This is a genomic window from Flavobacterium pectinovorum (assembly GCF_006438875.1).
In the GTDB taxonomy this organism is placed as follows: domain Bacteria; phylum Bacteroidota; class Bacteroidia; order Flavobacteriales; family Flavobacteriaceae; genus Flavobacterium; species Flavobacterium pectinovorum_A.
The window spans coordinates 48,524-65,810 of record NZ_RCZH01000010.1 but is presented as its reverse complement, the minus strand read 5'-3'; the positions used below and the strand labels follow the sequence as shown (position 1 = coordinate 65,810).

Below are 17,287 nucleotides of genomic sequence, written 5' to 3'. Positions count from 1 at the left end.
CGGACAATGTCATTAAGTTAAGGGAATATTGCCGAATAAATCTCGCGCAAAGTCGCAGAGTCGCAAAGAAAATGTATGTAAACTTGGCGGCTTAGCGACTTTGCGCGATTTTTTTCCAGTCTTAATTATTTAAAAAAAGCTTAACTTAATGACATTGGGCTTCGGGAGAGAGATCACGCGAATAACTCGACAAAGATTGGCAACTCAAGGGACGGAGTTTCTGGTGTGATCTCTCTCCCGAAGCCTCGGGATCGAGATGACAAACTACACGAAAATTTGAAATATTAAATAAATAAAAACCCGACAGATTTTAAAAATCCGTCGGGTTTTACATAGAAGGCGTTGAATTAATAATTAACCATTTACAATTTACAATTTACTAATATAACTTCCGTACATATCTTTAAACTGATGACCTTGTGCAAAGCGATCTTTGCTTAATTTTTTATATTCTACCAATCCCCATAAAATAAATTCTTTCATGAAATATTGGTCATTTTTATCCAATTGTGGCTGGTATTTCTTTAATAAAACATCTAATGGAGTTACTTCGTCTAAAATAGCTTTATAATCTGCATCTGAAGCATCGTCTAATAATTCGAAACCACTTTCGGCAAAAAACCATTCTATCAAATCTGAATATGGTGTTTTTTCTCCTGGTTTTTCTAGTTTTTCGATCTTAGGTAAAAGCGTTGGGAATAAAGTTCTGATTGCCGAGCCAATTAAATTCTGTGCAACCGCAGCGGCTCCCTCCTGCTCTCCTTCATAAACTAATTCTACTTTTCCGGTAATGGCAGGAATGATTCCGATAAAATCAGATAAACGTAAAGTGGTTTTGTCAATTCCCGCTTTTAAAGCACGGCGTTCTGCAGTACTCATTAAATTTTCAAAAGCTGTAATACTCATTCTCGCACTTACACCACTTTTATTGTCTATGTATTCGCTGTCACGAGCTTCAAAACTTATTTGCTCCAAAATATCTTTCGCCAAACTTGGTACGTAAACTAGTTTATGCTGGGTTTCATCCAGTTTTGCTTCTTGTTCTGTAATCGTTCTGGCAATTGCTACGCTTTCAGGATAATGTGTTAGGATCTGAGAACCTATTCTATCTTTTAAAGGCGTTACAATACTTCCGCGATTGGTATAATCTTCTGGGTTTGCTGTAAATATAAATTGCATATCCAACGGCATTCTCAACTTGAAACCTCTAATTTGAATATCTCCTTCCTGCAAAATATTGAATAATGCTACCTGAATTCTGGCTTGTAAATCCGGTAATTCATTAATTACAAAAATGGAACGGTTTGCTCTCGGAATCATTCCAAAATGTATTACGCGATCGTCTGCATATGACAATTTTAAATTTGCGGCTTTTATTGGGTCAACATCTCCAATTAAATCCGCAACGGTTACATCCGGTGTTGCCAGTTTCTCGAAGAAACGTTCGTTTCTGTGTAACCATGAAATTGGAGTTTCATCTCCTTTTTCGGCAATAATATCTTTGGCAAAACGTGAGATTGGATTTAATGGATCGTCATTAATCTCAGAATCGGTTACAAACGGAATATATTCATCTAATAATTCGACCATTTTACGTGCCAAACGTGTTTTTGCCTGACCACGAAGTCCTAATAAATTGATATTATGACGCGATAAAATAGCACGTTCCAATTCTGGAATTACCGTATTTTCGAAACCATGAACACCTTCAAAAACAGGTTTTCCTGATTTGATTTTCTCCCGAAGATTATTTCGTAATTCGTCCTTGATACTTATGCTTTTATATCCCGAGGCTTTTAATTGACCTAATGTTTTTATATTTTTTATTTCCATTTTTATTGAAATATGTGTTTTGTTATTTTAATTTGTTTTAATGACAAAGGATTGTGTCATTTCTTTGTCAAGACGCACTGCTGTGGGCCTCTACGATATGCGTTGTCAATATAATTTATTTGCAGAAAATATATTATACAATTCTTTGTGTTAGACGCACTGTTGTGCGCCTCTACGATATGCGTTATGAATAAAATTCATTTGTAAACATTTAAACCTTGCGGGAGACGCACTGCTGTGCACCTCTGCGATAAAACCTTTGAACCTCTGTCACTCTGAACCTTTGCCCCTATTTTAACGCACTCTCTTCTTCCTATTCGTTTCATAATCTTCAAAAATCATTTCGCCTAAACCTTTAAGTCCGGTATAAAATGCTTTTCCTTGATTTGCTTCTGTAAAATGATTGACAAAACGCTGCAAATACGGATCGTTTGCAATCATAAAGGTCGTTATTGGAATGTGTAATTTTCTGGCTTGTTGTGCCTGAGCATAACATTTATCAACGATGTATTCGTCAAGTCCGTTACTATTCATATAATAGGAACCATCACGCTCGCGAACGCAACTTGGTTTTCCGTCGGTAATCATGAAAATCTGTTTGTTGGTGTTTCGCTTTCTACGCAAAATATCCATTGCCAACTGTAGTCCTGCAACTGTATTAGTGTGATAAGGTCCCACTTGCAAATACGGCAAATCCTTAATTGGAATTACCCACGCATCGTTTCCAAAAACTAAAATATCAAGTGTGTCTTTTGGATAACGGGTTGTAATTAATTCGGCCAAAGCCATCGCCACTTTTTTGGCCGGAGTGATTCGATCTTCCCCGTACAGAATCATACTATGACTGATGTCAATCATCAAAACGGTACTCATTTGAGCTTTGTATTGTGTTTCTTCGACAACCAAATCATTTTCGGTCAGCATGAAACTTTCTACACCATTATTGATTTGGGCATTTCGTAAACTTTCTGTCAGCGAAATTCGTTCTAAACCATCTCCAAAATTAAATTCGCGGAATTCTCCTGTGTGTTCATCGCCATTTCCGGCATGTTTGGTTTTGTGATTTCCGTTTCCGGAACGCTTCAAATTACCAAAAATTTGATCTAAAGCTTGCTGCCTGATTGCACGTTCTGTTTTAGCAGTTATACCAAAACCTCCTGTTCCATCTTCTTTAACCTCGTCTTTTATGTAACCTTTCTTTTTTAAATCTTCGATAAAATCATCGATTGTGTAGTTCTCATCCGTCAGTTTATATTCTTTATCTAACTCCCGAAGCCAGTCTATAGCTTCATCAAAATCGCCCGAAGTATGGGTGATTAGCTCTTTGAAAATGCCAAAAAGTTTTTCAAACGGAGACTGAAATGGGGCTTCGTACGACTTAAAATAAAAACCTTTTTTAAATTCGTTTTTCATAATTCTAAAATTACGCTATTTTAGAATTATGAAAAAAGAAACGTTTATTAATTTTTAGTTAAAATATTGAAACAAAACCCGTTGAAATTACCTATAAATATGTGGATTATTCAAACTTTCCATCGACATAATACCAAGCATCATTTTCTATTTTAAAAGTAGAAAATTCGTAATGTGTCTGAGGTTGGTTATTTGTATCTAAAAAATAGGCTTTGAATTCAACTGTATTTTCAGTAAAACTTAAAATTTCCAGTTTTTGCCATTTATTACTTGTCGCCCACTTCAGAATCTCTTCTTTCGAATAAAATTGCCTTTCAGAAGCATGAGTGGTTTCTAATAGATAATCTGCATTATGACTTGCATAAGCCGAATATCTTGAACGCATCAAAGCCAGTGCTGTTGGTGCTTTTTGATTATTTTGAAGATACAATCCGCAGCAATTTTCAAACAATAAACCAGTGTCACAAAAACAGATTTTATTCTCCATCAACTTGCTCTTCGCCATTAATTTTTACGTGCAGCTGATTTAGCAGAACCTGATATCGGCTTATTTCTCTTAAATCTTCGTCCTCTTCTGCATGATCCAGCATTTCGTCTAAGGTCTCGTTTACTTCAAGCAATTTATTATTTGCTTCTCTGTCTTGTTTTGCAGCGATTAAATCAATAATTTCCTGTACACTTACTTTTAAATCTTCAAATTTCATATTTTCTTATATTTTTTCTGCCACGAATTTCACAAATGATCACTAATTTTTAATCTGTATTGAACACAAATTTTAAAAATTAATTCGTGTTAATTCGTGAAATTCGTGGCGAGCCTTTTTTAATTTTCTTCTTTTTTGTCTTCGTTGAACTTTTTTATGATCTCTTTTAGCTTTTCTTTACGTGCAATTTCAGCCTGTTTTACTTTGTTTTGGGCTTTGTGCAATTTGTCATTGTGCTTTTTGATGTTTCTTTCGTTGTTGCGTCCCATTATATTTCTCTTTTAATTTCGTCTAAAGTTTTCTCTGTGTAAATCAATTCCGTGATAATTTGCTTTCGTAAATCATCTATATCATCATAATCAAAATGTTTTGCCCAAGAAGTTAATTGCTGCAAGTTTCTTATTTGCTTAATCCTTTTTGTGGTTTCAAAACTGGTTCTTAGAATCGCTTTCTGATCGTAATCAGGATTTTTCTTATGCTGATAGGTTACGGCATTTTTAATAAAATCGGCTTCTATATAATAGAGCTTTTCTTCGGCATTATCAGGATAAAATTCGTTCCAGGCAGCAAAGCCGATTTTTGTTTTTGATGGAGTTTCCGGTTCCATTGCAACTAAACGCCATTTACTGTTGGCTAATCTTCCCCAATGATTCGAAACTCGGTACATTCCGGCCTCCGTATAATAATAGGTACTTCCGGCTTTGCTTTCAAACTGTTTCTTTAAACCTTCAATTTCATTTGAAAGTACTTCATTAAATACGCAAAAGGTATTTTTGAACGAATTAGGATGTGGCTTGAAGTTTTTTTGCATGTGCAAATATACTGAGATTGTCAAGAACTCCCTAAAACAAAGATAAATTGATTAACTTTGTACCTTCAATTTTAAAATAAAAAAGTCATGTCTAAAGATTCACAAGAAAAAATGTTGCAAAAAGGAGTTTACACCGGCATCATGGAAAAAGATGAAAACAATAATTATTTCTGTGGTCAATATCTTTTAGATTATAAAATGGCACATGCTAATCATGCTGTAGGTGATTTGATTACGATTAAATCTGTAATTGAAAACCCGAGTGATATCAGTTATGATAAATATCCAAAGAAATCAAAAAACTTCCATAAAGCAAATCAGAAACCTGAGGATAAATAGTTTTCAGTCGCAGTTCTCAGCTTCAATTGGGATGATCAAAAGCTTTAACCGCAAAGTTCACAAAGGTATTCGCAAAGTTCGCAAAGTTTTTATTGATAAAGCTTTGCGAACTTTGCGTTTTTATAAAGGTCACAAATACATAAAAATACTTTGTGTGCTTTGTGGTTAAATTTATTTCATGTTTAAAAACTGAATATCCTAATGAAAACTAATGCCCTAGCCCCGATAGAAGAGGAAATCCTTTTATGCTGGGGTTCAGCATAAAAGATTGGAACGGATAGCGGGAATAGCTCCTTATTATTTTTAAGTAAATAGAAAAACAATCTTTTGAGCGTTCACAATCAATATTTTACATTTTTTTCGAATATTTTTTCGATCAAAAGTAAAAAGTTAAAAAAAAGTGTACCTTTGCAAAAAATTTGTCTTTTGAACAATTAATTTCAATTTCAAACTAATAGACAAGTAGTTACCTTATTTATGAAAAAAATAGTTGAATACCGTAAGTTACTAAACGTAGAGAAAACTGCAGAGTTAAAAGATTTAAAAACCATTTATCGTAATGCGATGAAAGAAGCTCATCCTGATAAATTTCAAGGAGATGATGCTGGTTTAAAAGCTGCAGAAGAAAAAAGTAAAGCAATCATTGAGGCTTATCACTTTTTGGTAAGTATTAATCCTGAAACGATTAAGGCTAATTTACCTGAATATACTGAGACTATCGCAACTGCAACAATTACTGATTATAAATTTGTTGAAGGTCGTTTAATTATCGATTTCTCTAATGGAAGTGTTTACGAATACATCAGTGTTCCTAAAGCYACTTACGTGAAAATGGTAAATGCTGATTCTCCTGGAAGATTCGCAAAAAGACACATTTTGAACTCTTTTACGTGGAGAAAGAAAACAAATCAAGAATAGTTTTATACTATAATATACTTATAAGCATTCTGGCAACAGAGTGCTTTTTTTATGCTTAAAAATTAAAAAAAAGATAATTTAGATTCAAAATAATATTAAAAGCTTGAGTTTTAACTCGAAATAAGCTAGTAAACATGCTGATTACAGGCTAATTAGAGTAAAAAAAACTATAACAAAATTTTAGGTTACAAAATTCTGTAAGTTTTATATTTTTAGATACTTTTGTTGCACAAATCAATTAACTAATTATTTTATAAATGAAAAAAATACTTTTTTTACTTACCGCTTCTGTAGCGATTATGTCATGCAGCAAAGTTAAAGACGGAGAATATCTAATTACCGGAACAGCTAAAGGAATCGAAAACGGAAAAACTATCATTCTTCAAGGTCAGGATCCAACTACAAAAATGACAGTGGCTCTTGATACAGTAAAAGTTGAAAACGGAAAATTCGAAATAAAAGGAAAAGTAACTGAACCAGCTTTTCACGCATTAATTGTTCAGGGTTCTAATGCTCCACTTCCTTTCATCTTAGAAACAGGAGAAATTACTGTTGCAATTGATAAAGACAGTATCCATAAATCTAAAATTTCTGGTACTTATAACAATGATGAGTATGTGAAATTTAATGAAGACTTGACTAAAACTCAAAAAAGTTTAGTTGATTTTCAGAAAAAAAATACTCAGAAAATGCAAGCTGCTCAACAAGCGCAAGATACAGCAACTATCAATGGCTTGATGAAACAATACATGGAACTTCAAACAGAAGTACAGGCAAATTCTAAAAAGAAATATGTTGCTTATGCTGAAACTCACCCAAAATCATATATCTCAGCTTTGATTATTCAAAGTATGATTGCTGATCCAAGTGCTGATCTTAAAAAAACAGAAACTTTATACAACGCATTAGATGAGTCTGTAAAGAACACTACTCCTGGTAAAGAAATTAAAACTAAAATAGGTCAAGCAAAAATGCCTGCAGTTGGTGCGTCAGCTCCTCCGGTTGGCAGCGCTAAATGAAGATCAGATTTTTCAGCTCCTAATCCATCAGGAAAAGTAGTTTCGCTTAAGGAAAGCTTAGGTAAAGTAACTATCGTTGACTTTTGGGCTTCATGGTGTGGACCATGCAGAAAGGAAAATCCTAATGTTGTAGCGATCTATAAAGAGCTACATTCAAAAGGACTGAATATTGTTGGTGTTTCTTTAGATAAAGAAGCAGCAGCCTGGAAAGAAGCTATTGCAAAAGATGGTTTAAACTGGACTCAGGTTTCTAATCTTAAATTTTGGGAAGAACCAATTGCAGCGCAATACGGCGTTCAATCTATTCCTGCAACATTTATTCTTGATGCATCAGGAAAAGTAGTTGCCCAAGACTTAAGAGGTCCTGAATTAAGAGCAAAAATATTGGAGCTTTTAGCTAAATAATACCAATTTCAGAATAAAACAAAAAAATCTCCCTAGTGGAGATTTTTTTTGTTTTACACAATACCATACATTTTGAATGCAAAGTTCTATTTTTTTGAAATACTTATAAATTTCAAAATGATCTTGAAATAATTCGCGTAAAATTTACAAGAAATTCATCATCAAAACTGGTTTCTCAAGACTTAATAGTTTCAAAATTTAAAACACAAACAGAAGAAATACCTTAAGAATAATCCTATCTTTTAAAATAAATCAAAAAAAAGTTTCGATTGGTTCTTTTTTATTTTATTCAATTCCAACGAATTAAAAAATAACTTTAAAATAACTTAAAATTAAGTTGTTTTTTTGTTTGTAAACATGAAAAACGTTCCTATATTTGCAACCGCTTAGAACAACAAAGCGCACTAACGCTGAGATCGGGGAGATACTCAAGCGGCCAACGAGGGCAGACTGTAAATCTGCTGTGTAAACTTCGCAGGTTCGAATCCTGCTCTCCCCACAAAAAGGGTAAAAGAAGTAAAAAGGTCACTTTTTTAATCTTTTCAAAAACCCGCAAAAAACGTGGTAAAACCTGCAAATCCTAGGATTCGCAGGTTTTTTTGTTTTATACTGCTTTTCAAAATTTTTAAAACCGCTCAAAATTTCTATGGCAAAATCGTGGCAAAAAATCCATCAGAAAATTTTGCCACAGATTTGCAACTTAACCCTTATTAACAAAGGGGTTAACGAGGTTAACGACTTGTTTTTTTGATGCTATAATTCTATATTTATTAATCTAAAAAACTGAATTATGTTAGAGAACAGTTTTGGGATGGCATTTTTTTTAAAAACCGCCCACAAAGGAAGTAAAATTAGAGCAGTTCACCTTAGAATAACCGTAGACGGAATTACTAAGGAAACATCAACGAAGCGAAAATGGGACATCGAGCGATGGGACCAAAAAACAGAACGTGCAGTAGGCACTAAAGAAGATGCTAAATCTTTAAATTACTTTTTGGATTCATTGACTTTTAAGATCCATGAAATCAAAACACAAATTCTTTACAGTGGAAAACCATTAACTACAGAAAAAGTTATGGATCACGTATTAGGAAGAGTAACACCAAGAGTTAAAGTGCTTGAAGAATTTCAAAAGCACAATGACCAAATGAAGGAGCTTTTGGGTAAAGGATATGCAAGAGGTACCCTTCAACGATTTACCATTACTAAAAATCACTTAGCAGCTTTTATTAAATTTAAGTTTAAAAAAGATGACATGGAATTTACGGATTTAAATCTTGAATTTGTAAAAGATTTTGAGTTCTATCTTAGAACAGTTCGCGACTGCAGCAATAACACTACCCTTAAGTACATAGCTAATTTCAAAAAAATAGTAATTCGTGCGATTGACAAGGAGATAATCCTAAAAGATCCTTTTAAAAACTTTAAAGGAAGAAAAACAAAGCTGGTAAAAAAACCTCTTTCAACTCAGGAATTATATGAATTAGAAAGGCATTATTTTACCACAGACAGACTCAATGTAGTCAGAGACGTATTTGTATTCCAGTGTTACACAGGACTAGCATATATTGACGCTTACCAGCTTAGGCGGGCAGATATCAAAGACGGGATAGACGGCAACTTATGGATCATGTCTGAGAGACAGAAAACAAATTCGACCACGAATGTCCCGCTTCTTCCTCAGGCACTTAAAATAATTGAGAAATATAAAGACCACCCGCTTTGTGTAGAGCGTGGAACAGTGCTGCCAGTTTCTTCCAACCAGAAAATGAACGAGTATCTTAAAGAGATTGCAATTCTTTGCGGTTTTCCATTTACTCTTAATACGCATATGGCGAGAAGAACTTTTGGAAGTACGGTTACCTTAAACAATAATGTACCAATAAACGTTGTAAAGGAACTCCTCGGACATGCATCTGTCAAACAGACTGAAGCCTATGCTATAACGGAACAAGCAACAATAGGACGCGAGATGTCTCTTCTAAACAAAAAACTGAATAAAGCCACACCGAAAATCTCAAAATCAGATTTAGCGGTTCTCAGCAGATTAGAGAAAGAAATTGAAGCAATTAAAAAGAAGTATAATGTAACTTCATCTTAAAGTTTGAATTCAAGTTACAATTAAGTGAAAAAAAATAGGTTATCTCAGAATTCTTGAGATAACCTATTTTCATTTATTTCAACTTCACTTTTATAGCCTGGGTGGTAGGACGGACTATATTTAATATAGCCTAACTCCTGAAGTTGTTTAAAATATTTATGATACGTAGGTAGTGTATTGATGTGCGATAGTTGCATAAGTTTACTTCGGCTGACTTTGATCCTTTTCCTCTCCCCTTGCCTACAACCCAAACTTAGAATCGCTGCTAAAAGAGCCAAATGCCAAACGCTGAGTTTTGGATCATCCATATAAATGGATAAGTGATCTATGATTTGTTCTTCTCCGTTACTATTAGTTTGATTCATCTTTGAAAAGTTTTAGTACATCTTCTTTATTGTAGTAGTACGAGCCAAGAACCTTTTTAAATCGTATTTTCTGTGTCATTCGAAGATTTTGAACCGAACCTGCTGAAATATCTAATAGCTTTCTGACAGCTTTACTTTTTAACCATTGGGGTTCTAACGATTCTTTTTGTTGAGAATTTCCTTCTTTAAATATAGCCTGTATCTGATCCAGTAATAGAAGACCAAAATGCCTTAGATCTTCCTTTGTAACAATTTCTTCCATAACATTTTATTTATGATTCTAAATGAAATAAATACTGCTCCTTCTACTTTTATTTTTCGTTGGAACATAAAAAAGGTATCCGTATTCATGCAATTCACGCATGCACTTATGATATGTCTTAGGTGACATAATTTTGGCAATCTTTTGAATTTCTATGCTGTATGCTTGTATTGGGTTTATAAAACCTCTGTTTGCGCGAAATTGAAGCAGGGCAGCAAAAATTGCAATGTGGGTTGTACTTATTCTGAAGTCGTTGTCAATTGCCTGAAAAAATTCCGATAAAAGTTTAAGATTTTCCATAACTATTTAAGATATATAAACATCACATGTGATGCGACTTTTTTGCGGTCTGAGTCTCAATATTCTGCTTTGGTTTTAGCAGCGGACTAATTTTACAGCCGTTTTTAATTTCTGTAAAACTAATTTTCTGCATCCTGTCGTTATAAAAAGTCAAGGTCTTAAAGCGTGGATTTGCTTCCAAAAAAACTTTCATTTCTCTGCCTTGAATCAGAAGTACTGCTTCTTCCCTCCTGCCCTTTTTCAAAGAATCGGCCAAGGATTCGAATGTCTCATAGTCATCATTTTTAAGAGGAATTGCTCTTAAGGCATTGCTGACGTTATATCCATACGCTTCCGGAAATTCATGCATCCGATAATTTTCATTACGGTCTCTATCGTAGAAGTTAAACTGTTTCCAAGTTCCGCTCTTAAGAACTGCTCTTCCTGCAAGCATTTCGTATGCCTCTGCAGCGTTAAAACTCTCAGATTTTTCATTCTTAAAGTAGTGCGTACTGCGGCTAGATGGCGACGAATCTGTATCTAGACTAGATCTGAATCCATCAAACTGGTAAGCCCCCTGTGCATCTTTTACAAATTGCAGTGAATGTTCAAGTCTTTCATTTTCTGAGATGTGATAAGAAACGGGAACAGAAAAATTTAACTGCTGTTCCTGAATATGCTCCAATACTTTGCTATAAGCCTCATGAAAACCGCTTTTTATAAGCTGTTCCTCTAAAGTCTTCTTGTTTAATTCCAGATCTCTAACATAATCACGTTTATCTATCCTTTCAAAAACAACAGCACTAATCGCTTCATTTAAAAGCCGGTCAATGATATTAGGATAGACCTGACGCCTCAATTTATTATATTCATGCTTAAGAAATCTCAAAGTTATTTTTTCGTCTACTGCTTTCGTATTTTTATATTTATAAAGCAGCATCTTAAAAAATTTCAGTTTCTCTATGCCGAAAGAGCGTTCTATCAGTGGGCTGTTTTGAAATAAAAATTTTAATTTTTCTTCCTTTGACATCCACAATTTTATCTCGTTTTCTACTCTATTGTTTTCAGAAGACATAGCCTATCCTTATTACTGCAGAGCCTTAAACCGATCTGCCCGCTTTTTTTGAACGGGAGTTACTGTTCTTTTCCTTCTGAGAGGGCTCATCATCGTTATTATTCTGGCTGTGATCTTTCTGCTTTGACTCAGTCTTTTTTTCCTCCTTGCTTTCGCGATGATTAATTCGCTGTTTATCGCCGTCGTAGACATTTAAAGTTTTAAATTGCGGGTTTGCCTCTACGTACATCTTGCTTTCCACGCCAGCTACAACAAAAGTTACAGACTGCAGATTTCCTTTTTTTAGCGAGTTTAAAAGATCTTCTTTGTACTTTGGAGTATTGAGTTCTTTAATTGAATGTTTCTCAAGACTTGCTTCCAGATCGTAACCGTAATTTTGGTGGTAGTGATCCAATTTGAAGTTTGAATTGCCGTCGCTTTCTTTGAAATTTATTTTCAACCACGCGTTATAAACTTCACCCTCTTTGGTTTTCAGATCTTTATTTACCGAGCGTCCTTCCATTAAATTATAAGCTTCTTTAAGGGTAATATTACTGCTGTTGTTATTAATATAAAAAGTCTGTTCCAATCCTTGTTTGGAATCTTCTTTTTTAAGGTTTACATGATAGGAATTAAAAAAATACAAATCGCTTTGATCTGATTTTTTAAAATTCAGCACTGCAGTCATGGAATCTGTTCCATAGACACCTTCCTTCATAAGCTTAAATTCTGTTTCTCCTTTAAGCATTTTCTCCTTCAAGTCCTGGTCGAACGTTTCTCCAAAGCCGGTATATTTCAGCTGATCTTTCAAGAATTCCAAATTTTTCTGATTCATGACAATTATTTTTTTAGTTATTACTCATTTATAAGCTGTTTAGAACATCGAGATTTATCAAATCGATATTCTTAACATCTATTTCTATATGCCTGCCGCCATTTTTTTCAATAAGCTGTATAGTGAGGTATTTCTTTTCGGGTATCGTAAATTTGCATACGGCATAAACTATATTCACTTCAGATTTGTCCGGAATTACGGAAGAGGCAGAAGTTGTATACAAAGGCATTACTTCTATTTCCTGAGATGCGGTGCGCTTTGATTTCTTGCGGTCGCGTATAAAAAACCTCAGCTGGTCTATCTCATAATTAATTTTTGAATTATTGCCCAGTAAAAGTCTGAAGTACAAAACGTCCTGATGAATGAATATTCCGGTGACATCCAGTTTCATTTCAAATCTTGAACGTTTTAGTCCTTCTAATTTTTTCTTTTTAGACAAAGCGAGGCATGCATACTGCTCAATTTTCTTTTGATTATCGTTCTCCATTGAAAACAAAATATTCCCACTTACAACAGCTGTATTATCGGCTTTAATATTTAAATCAGGACAGGATTCATCATAGTTCAGAACAAATACATACAGCCTATTGTCAGCTGTCACTACAGTGAGGTTAGTCTGATTGAAATTCTCCTTTGCCGCTTTGACCAGTAAAATATTCTCAACTCCTTTGGCTTTCTGCATTAAAACATCCGGGCTTCCCTTGTCAATACTTTTAATAGCATATGGAAAAACGATACTGGTAGTTTTCGAATATCCTATCTGAAGATTTTTAAACTCTTCTTGATTCAAACCAATCTTTTCATTAATAAACTGCGAATAGCCTGACAGCATTGTCAGCAAACAGCATAACATAAAAGTCCAATTTCTAATTTTCATCTTTTAATTTTTTAATTATTCAAATTCTTTTGTTTCTCGTCATACAGCAGTACCTGATAACCGGCTTTAACAACCACTTTAATCAATTTTACTTTTTTACTCATCAGGCTCTTTGCTGCTTCAATTCCCATTCCTGCTGCCTGCGCTCCCCAGGAATCTGTAACTCCGGTCAGCCCTAAGGTTTGAATAGAACGGTCAGCAGAAGCCTTGGCAACATCCCTGTTGATTGCACCTGGAATATAAATCCCGTCAATACCATCCATATCATACACTGTTAATTCCACCGGAAAAATTGAATTTCGAAACTGAATGTTGTTAATTTTAACTTCCAGCCTCTCCCCTTTTAAAGATGCTATTCCGTATAAAAATGTGTTTTTGGGAATCATAGTGCCTTGCAGAGATATATTACTGCTTAGTCTGAGCTTGACCACAGACCCGTTGACGATGGTCTGAGTTTCATGGATCACTGCCTCTATTGAATTTTGCTGTTTCTCCTCGTGCTCCAGACTCTCATCAGCTGTATAAAAGGAATTACTCTTTAAAGAACTTGAGATAGAATTATCCTTCTGAAGCGATGTTGTATTATCTTCTTCTTTTTTACGGTTAACCGTAAAGATTTTTCCTTTTTTATTATCTGAAGACTGTTTTAACCTTTCCTGCACACGCGATGGGTGTTGAATATCCAGTATGTTCTCAAGCATTCCTCCAAGCTGTTTGAGTTCCGGGTCAGGTTCCTGTGATTCTCCCATCTTACTCATCATTTGCTCTAAGTTCTTTACCTCATCGGAAACGCCTTTTGATGAGCCGTAGTTTTCAAACTCACTCATGTCCTGACCATAATTGTCGGTTATTGCAGGCTGGCTGATTGCTTTTTGAAGTGCCTGCAGTTTTTGGTAAACTTTCTGCTCGTTCCTGTTTTGAAATGATGACGAATTAAAACCTGCTTTGCCTTTTTGAAATCGTTGAACTTCAAAATCCGTATCTGAAAACTCTCCTATAGATTCTTGTACTATTTTTTGATTGGAATAATTAGGATCCTTTTTGATCTGTTCCTGAAGCTTAATAGAATCTACTGCTGCCTGATCATAATAACTCATTTTATCAAGTGCTGAATCTTCTATAAATTTTGGAAGAGGGAGATTAAAATTAAATCCCTTTTTAATTTCATCTTTTCCTCCCATCGCTTCCATTTTTCCTCCTCCCAAAGTGTAAAACAGAATAGTGATGAAAGGAAGTGTTATAAGGGGCAGAACCAAAAGCATTTTTCGCTTTTTGGATTCTTTGGGTGATATTGATTTATGTTCCATAATTTTACTTTTTAAAATTGATAATTCTAATTTTTGAAATGACGGCTGTCTTTTGAGCGGTTGGAAAATCACTTTCTGAAAATGCTGTATAAATGTTATAGATAAAGTAACTTACTGTTAGAATGGTAAATGAAATCAGAAGGCAGATAAGCTTTCTTCTGGAAAGACCATTGATCAGTACATCCATTTTCTGAGCCCATTTTGTCTGTGCAGAATGATAATACCTATGATACACAAAAGGTGTTTTCTGTTTTTTGAATAGTGATTTCATAGCCGTCTATTTTCTATTCTCAACGGTTAGATCTTTGTTTTCGATGGTATTGAAGCGTTCGATTAAAAAGCCGTGGGGATTATTGTCACTTCTTGAGACATTGCGAAGAGACCCTTCTGTTACAAGGTTTCTTTTCAGAATGCTGGTTGTTCTTATAATGTTCTGTTTTGCAAAACATTTAAAGCGGTACGGATATTCACGGGTATCAATTGCGATACTGTCAATCTGAATGGTCTGACTGATATTGCCCGAGATAATTCCGGAGTAAAAGCCATTTTCTTTCAGGTCATCATAAATCCGTTTGGCACTGTCATCAGCCAGATAAAGCGCTTTTGTAACGTTGGTTTTAATAACTTTATCATCAGGATCAAGGGTAAAGAAAAACTTGTGAAACGTCTTTACATGATCTCTTGCTTCCACCGGTACATTATCTTTTCTCTCAGACGCGTAAGCTTCAAGCGCTTTGCCATTTGCCAGTATATAAACCTTATCCTGCATCTGGGTTACCGACTCAAAACTTTTGTAAAGTGTATAACAGCATATCATAATACATCCCACAATAACCAGCATCGTAAAACCTCTGACATATTTAAAAGCAGTATCTATATTTTTCATTTTGGTAAACATGAGCAGATTTTTTTTGATTATTTTGAATTCCCTTTAAGCCTGTCGCTCATATAGTTTCCTTTCTCCTCAAAATAAGGAGCACTTCCGGTCGATGATGACATGCTTTGGGACATCCGCCCTGCCGCATTTCCCATTGAATCCAGCACCATACCAGCTCCCATTGATGTTTTTGAAACCACTGAACTGGTTGAATTACTAAAGAGTCCGGTAACTTTCTGACCTAAGGCGCCACCTCCAGCAGCGTGGACTATATAATTGGCAACCGATGGAACCGTAAAATATCCTATGATTCCAATAATCATAAAAATCAAGTAAGACATATCGGTCCTGCTGAAAAAGGTGTCTCCTGTAGCCTGCACCTGCGAGAGATCAAGTTTTAGCATCAGTTCCTGAATTTTTCCAATGATACTTCCAAAGATATTGGCAACAGGAAGCCACAAGTAAATGTTGATATATCTCGCCATCCATACCGTGAGTGTATGCTGAAAGCCATCAAATACAGCTATTCCAAATACAAGAGGTCCCAAAATAGATAACACCACCAATTGAAACGTCCTGAGTGTATCAATACATAGTGCAGCAGCTTCAAATAAAACTCTTAGAACTTCACTCATAAATTCCTTGACGGAATTTCGAAAGTTATAGGAAGCTTTTTCCATTGCAAATTTGACATCGTTGCCGATTCCGGCCAGCATGCTCTCATTGGACGGATCTTCATCATGGGTGTACTTATACCATTTATCCCTATCCCCTGTTCCTGTCGCACCGACATACATTTTCCATGGATCAGTTTCCTTTATTGCCTTTTCCTTCTCTTTCAGAAGAACTGCAACAGCATTATTGGATCCTGTAACCATAGCAGCAGTTGCTGTAACCGTTGGTTTCAGCACGCCGTTGATAAGCGCTAATACCGAAGGGAAAATCATTATACAGAATCCAATCACAAAAGGCCTGAAGAGCGGATAAAAATCAATGGGTTCGGCGTTGGCAATATGTCTCCATACTCTCGAAGCTATATACCAAATCGTTCCGAATCCGGCTATACCCTGCCCAACCGCTAAAAGATTACTGCATAACGGCATCATTTCATCATACAACTGTTCCAAAACAGAGTGAAGGCTCTGCATATTATCTCCAAGTCCTTGTGCATGGATAAAAAAAGGCATTAAAAATGCGACGGTTATGAAAAGAAACGTTTTGCAAGATTTAAAAATGTTCATCGCTTTAGTTTTTTAGTTCCTGAAGTTCTTTGGAAGCATAAACATCCTTCGCTTCTTTTGCTCTTTGCAGTCCGAGCACATTTGATGTTGCATTAAAGTTTCTGAGAAATAAAAGCTTATCCTGCATCTGCAGATAAATATCATCTACAGCCTGGAGCCTTTCGTCATCCGACATCCTTAGTTTATCTGCTGTTACAACCATTGTAAGTTCATCGAGATTCCTTAAACTCTGGCTCAAAAGATTTCCATAAACCTTTTCAAAATAGCTGATTTCTTTTTCGCTAAAGTTGCCACTCTTTACAAACCGATTCAGTCCATTTTTGCTTTCCTTCATCAGAAGCATCTGAAAATTTATGATATCCCCTACTCTTTTATATTTTTTTACAACAGGACTCACCTGCATAAGGGCGTCCAGGAAAGTTTTATGCAGATTGAAATTTCCTTCTGACATATCCTTGACTGTTTTATAACCTCCCGAGAGCAGTTCATATCCCTTTTTCATATCGCTTAAGATCTTTTTAAACTGGGATAGTTTTTCAATGTTTAAAATCAACTGTTGGATCTCTGCTGACTGAGCATTTGTTCTGTTAGGAACAATTAACAGACAGACTGTCAATATCAAAATCAATATTTTTTTCATAGCTTTT

Annotated in this window: 20 protein-coding genes, 1 tRNA gene and 1 pseudogene; 6 read left to right on the top strand and 16 right to left on the bottom strand. The window is 35.1% G+C overall.

The annotated features are described in order from the left end of the window. Positions 1-369 precede the first annotated feature (369 nt). From EAH81_RS15720 to EAH81_RS15700, 6 genes are all read right to left on the bottom strand, one after another. Positions 370-1,833: an AAA family ATPase gene (locus EAH81_RS15720; protein ID WP_140508777.1), complete on the bottom strand. Its 1,464-nt coding sequence runs from the start codon at positions 1,831-1,833 to the stop codon at positions 370-372. A gap of 294 nt (positions 1,834-2,127) precedes the next feature. Further along, positions 2,128-3,246 carry a vWA domain-containing protein gene (locus EAH81_RS15715; protein ID WP_140508774.1) on the bottom strand — a complete coding sequence of 373 codons (1,119 nt, stop codon included), beginning with the start codon at positions 3,244-3,246 and terminating at the stop codon, positions 2,128-2,130. Positions 3,247-3,352: 106 nt separating this feature from the next. Further along, positions 3,353-3,751 (bottom strand): YchJ family protein, encoded by a 399-nt coding sequence (locus EAH81_RS15710; RefSeq protein WP_241676574.1) that lies wholly within the window; start codon positions 3,749-3,751, stop codon positions 3,353-3,355. Then, positions 3,723-3,950 carry a hypothetical protein gene (locus EAH81_RS15705; RefSeq protein ID WP_140508772.1) on the bottom strand — a complete coding sequence of 76 codons (228 nt, stop codon included), beginning with the start codon at positions 3,948-3,950 and terminating at the stop codon, positions 3,723-3,725. The genes EAH81_RS15710 and EAH81_RS15705 overlap by 29 nt, the downstream gene beginning before the upstream one ends. 119 nt (positions 3,951-4,069) lie before the next feature. Then, complete coding sequence (locus EAH81_RS27640) at positions 4,070-4,219, bottom strand: hypothetical protein (RefSeq protein WP_165593062.1); 150 nt, start codon at positions 4,217-4,219, stop codon at positions 4,070-4,072. Continuing rightward, on the bottom strand, positions 4,219-4,761 hold the full coding sequence (locus EAH81_RS15700; RefSeq protein WP_140508770.1) for a hypothetical protein: 543 nt from the start codon (positions 4,759-4,761) through the stop codon (positions 4,219-4,221). Before EAH81_RS15700 ends, EAH81_RS27640 begins: the two co-directional genes overlap by 1 nt. Before the next feature lie 87 nt (positions 4,762-4,848). Here EAH81_RS15700 and EAH81_RS15695 point away from each other — a divergent pair, with 87 nt between their 5' ends. The 6 genes and pseudogenes from EAH81_RS15695 (at position 4,849) to EAH81_RS15670 (ending at position 9,543) form a co-directional block, all read left to right on the top strand. Then, positions 4,849-5,100 (top strand): hypothetical protein, encoded by a 252-nt coding sequence (locus EAH81_RS15695; protein ID WP_140508768.1) that lies wholly within the window; start codon positions 4,849-4,851, stop codon positions 5,098-5,100. Between the two features lie 477 nt (positions 5,101-5,577). Then, a complete protein-coding gene (locus EAH81_RS15690; protein WP_089351660.1) occupies positions 5,578-6,018 on the top strand; it encodes a KTSC domain-containing protein in 441 nt (146 codons plus the stop codon). Between the two features lie 257 nt (positions 6,019-6,275). Beyond that, a complete protein-coding gene (locus EAH81_RS15685; RefSeq protein ID WP_140508766.1) occupies positions 6,276-7,037 on the top strand; it encodes a DUF4369 domain-containing protein in 762 nt (253 codons plus the stop codon). 18 nt (positions 7,038-7,055) lie between these two features. Further along, a pseudogene (locus EAH81_RS15680) lies at positions 7,056-7,442 on the top strand (peroxiredoxin family protein); the annotation flags it as partial. A gap of 418 nt (positions 7,443-7,860) precedes the next feature. Beyond that, positions 7,861-7,941, top strand: a tRNA-Tyr gene (locus EAH81_RS15675). A gap of 291 nt (positions 7,942-8,232) precedes the next feature. Continuing rightward, positions 8,233-9,543 (top strand): site-specific integrase, encoded by a 1,311-nt coding sequence (locus EAH81_RS15670; protein WP_140508763.1) that lies wholly within the window; start codon positions 8,233-8,235, stop codon positions 9,541-9,543. Positions 9,544-9,587: 44 nt separating this feature from the next. On the opposite strand, the gene EAH81_RS15665 is transcribed toward EAH81_RS15670, so the two are convergent. The 10 genes from EAH81_RS15665 to EAH81_RS15615 form a co-directional block, all read right to left on the bottom strand. After that, positions 9,588-9,908, bottom strand: coding sequence for a hypothetical protein (locus EAH81_RS15665; RefSeq protein WP_241676573.1), 321 nt, complete (start codon positions 9,906-9,908; stop codon positions 9,588-9,590). After that, on the bottom strand, positions 9,895-10,170 hold the full coding sequence (locus tag EAH81_RS15660) for a helix-turn-helix domain-containing protein (RefSeq protein ID WP_140508760.1): 276 nt from the start codon (positions 10,168-10,170) through the stop codon (positions 9,895-9,897). The genes EAH81_RS15665 and EAH81_RS15660 overlap by 14 nt, the downstream gene beginning before the upstream one ends. A 322-nt stretch (positions 10,171-10,492) precedes the next feature. Continuing rightward, on the bottom strand, positions 10,493-11,524 hold the full coding sequence (locus EAH81_RS15650; protein WP_140508756.1) for a hypothetical protein: 1,032 nt from the start codon (positions 11,522-11,524) through the stop codon (positions 10,493-10,495). Between the two features lie 25 nt (positions 11,525-11,549). Continuing rightward, a complete protein-coding gene (locus tag EAH81_RS15645; RefSeq protein ID WP_241676572.1) occupies positions 11,550-12,338 on the bottom strand; it encodes a hypothetical protein in 789 nt (262 codons plus the stop codon). 28 nt (positions 12,339-12,366) lie between these two features. Beyond that, the gene (gene traN / locus EAH81_RS15640; RefSeq protein WP_140508753.1) at positions 12,367-13,215 is read right to left on the bottom strand and encodes a conjugative transposon protein TraN; all 849 of its coding nucleotides are present in this window, start codon (positions 13,213-13,215) and stop codon (positions 12,367-12,369) included. 11 nt (positions 13,216-13,226) lie between these two features. Beyond that, positions 13,227-14,522, bottom strand: a complete 1,296-nt coding sequence (gene traM, locus EAH81_RS15635; RefSeq protein ID WP_140508751.1) for a conjugative transposon protein TraM — start codon at positions 14,520-14,522, stop codon at positions 13,227-13,229. 4 nt (positions 14,523-14,526) lie between these two features. Then, a complete protein-coding gene (locus tag EAH81_RS15630) occupies positions 14,527-14,793 on the bottom strand; it encodes a hypothetical protein (RefSeq protein WP_140508749.1) in 267 nt (88 codons plus the stop codon). 6 nt (positions 14,794-14,799) lie between these two features. Continuing rightward, positions 14,800-15,420 carry a conjugative transposon protein TraK gene (gene traK, locus EAH81_RS15625; protein ID WP_140508746.1) on the bottom strand — a complete coding sequence of 207 codons (621 nt, stop codon included), beginning with the start codon at positions 15,418-15,420 and terminating at the stop codon, positions 14,800-14,802. A 17-nt stretch (positions 15,421-15,437) separates the two neighbouring features. Then, positions 15,438-16,640, bottom strand: a complete 1,203-nt coding sequence (gene traJ, locus EAH81_RS15620) for a conjugative transposon protein TraJ (protein ID WP_140508744.1) — start codon at positions 16,638-16,640, stop codon at positions 15,438-15,440. A gap of 4 nt (positions 16,641-16,644) precedes the next feature. Further along, positions 16,645-17,280, bottom strand: coding sequence for a TerB family tellurite resistance protein (locus tag EAH81_RS15615; protein ID WP_140508742.1), 636 nt, complete (start codon positions 17,278-17,280; stop codon positions 16,645-16,647). Between the last annotated feature and the right edge of the window lie 7 nt (positions 17,281-17,287).

Coding starts and splice junctions, on each gene's coding strand:
- EAH81_RS15720 (WP_140508777.1), bottom strand. CDS start 1,833: ATGGAAATAAAAAATATAAAAACATTAGGTCAATTAAAAGCCTCGGGA.
- EAH81_RS15715 (WP_140508774.1), bottom strand. CDS start 3,246: ATGAAAAACGAATTTAAAAAAGGTTTTTATTTTAAGTCGTACGAAGCC.
- EAH81_RS15710 (WP_241676574.1), bottom strand. CDS start 3,751: ATGGCGAAGAGCAAGTTGATGGAGAATAAAATCTGTTTTTGTGACACT.
- EAH81_RS15705 (WP_140508772.1), bottom strand. CDS start 3,950: ATGAAATTTGAAGATTTAAAAGTAAGTGTACAGGAAATTATTGATTTA.
- EAH81_RS27640 (WP_165593062.1), bottom strand. CDS start 4,219: ATGGGACGCAACAACGAAAGAAACATCAAAAAGCACAATGACAAATTG.
- EAH81_RS15700 (WP_140508770.1), bottom strand. CDS start 4,761: ATGCAAAAAAACTTCAAGCCACATCCTAATTCGTTCAAAAATACCTTT.
- EAH81_RS15695 (WP_140508768.1), top strand. CDS start 4,849: ATGTCTAAAGATTCACAAGAAAAAATGTTGCAAAAAGGAGTTTACACC.
- EAH81_RS15685 (WP_140508766.1), top strand. CDS start 6,276: ATGAAAAAAATACTTTTTTTACTTACCGCTTCTGTAGCGATTATGTCA.
- EAH81_RS15670 (WP_140508763.1), top strand. CDS start 8,233: ATGTTAGAGAACAGTTTTGGGATGGCATTTTTTTTAAAAACCGCCCAC.
- EAH81_RS15665 (WP_241676573.1), bottom strand. CDS start 9,908: ATGAATCAAACTAATAGTAACGGAGAAGAACAAATCATAGATCACTTA.
- EAH81_RS15660 (WP_140508760.1), bottom strand. CDS start 10,170: ATGGAAGAAATTGTTACAAAGGAAGATCTAAGGCATTTTGGTCTTCTA.
- EAH81_RS15650 (WP_140508756.1), bottom strand. CDS start 11,524: ATGTCTTCTGAAAACAATAGAGTAGAAAACGAGATAAAATTGTGGATG.
- EAH81_RS15645 (WP_241676572.1), bottom strand. CDS start 12,338: ATGAATCAGAAAAATTTGGAATTCTTGAAAGATCAGCTGAAATATACC.
- traN (WP_140508753.1), bottom strand. CDS start 13,215: ATGAAAATTAGAAATTGGACTTTTATGTTATGCTGTTTGCTGACAATG.
- traM (WP_140508751.1), bottom strand. CDS start 14,522: ATGGAACATAAATCAATATCACCCAAAGAATCCAAAAAGCGAAAAATG.
- EAH81_RS15630 (WP_140508749.1), bottom strand. CDS start 14,793: ATGAAATCACTATTCAAAAAACAGAAAACACCTTTTGTGTATCATAGG.
- traK (WP_140508746.1), bottom strand. CDS start 15,420: ATGTTTACCAAAATGAAAAATATAGATACTGCTTTTAAATATGTCAGA.
- traJ (WP_140508744.1), bottom strand. CDS start 16,640: ATGAACATTTTTAAATCTTGCAAAACGTTTCTTTTCATAACCGTCGCA.
- EAH81_RS15615 (WP_140508742.1), bottom strand. CDS start 17,280: ATGAAAAAAATATTGATTTTGATATTGACAGTCTGTCTGTTAATTGTT.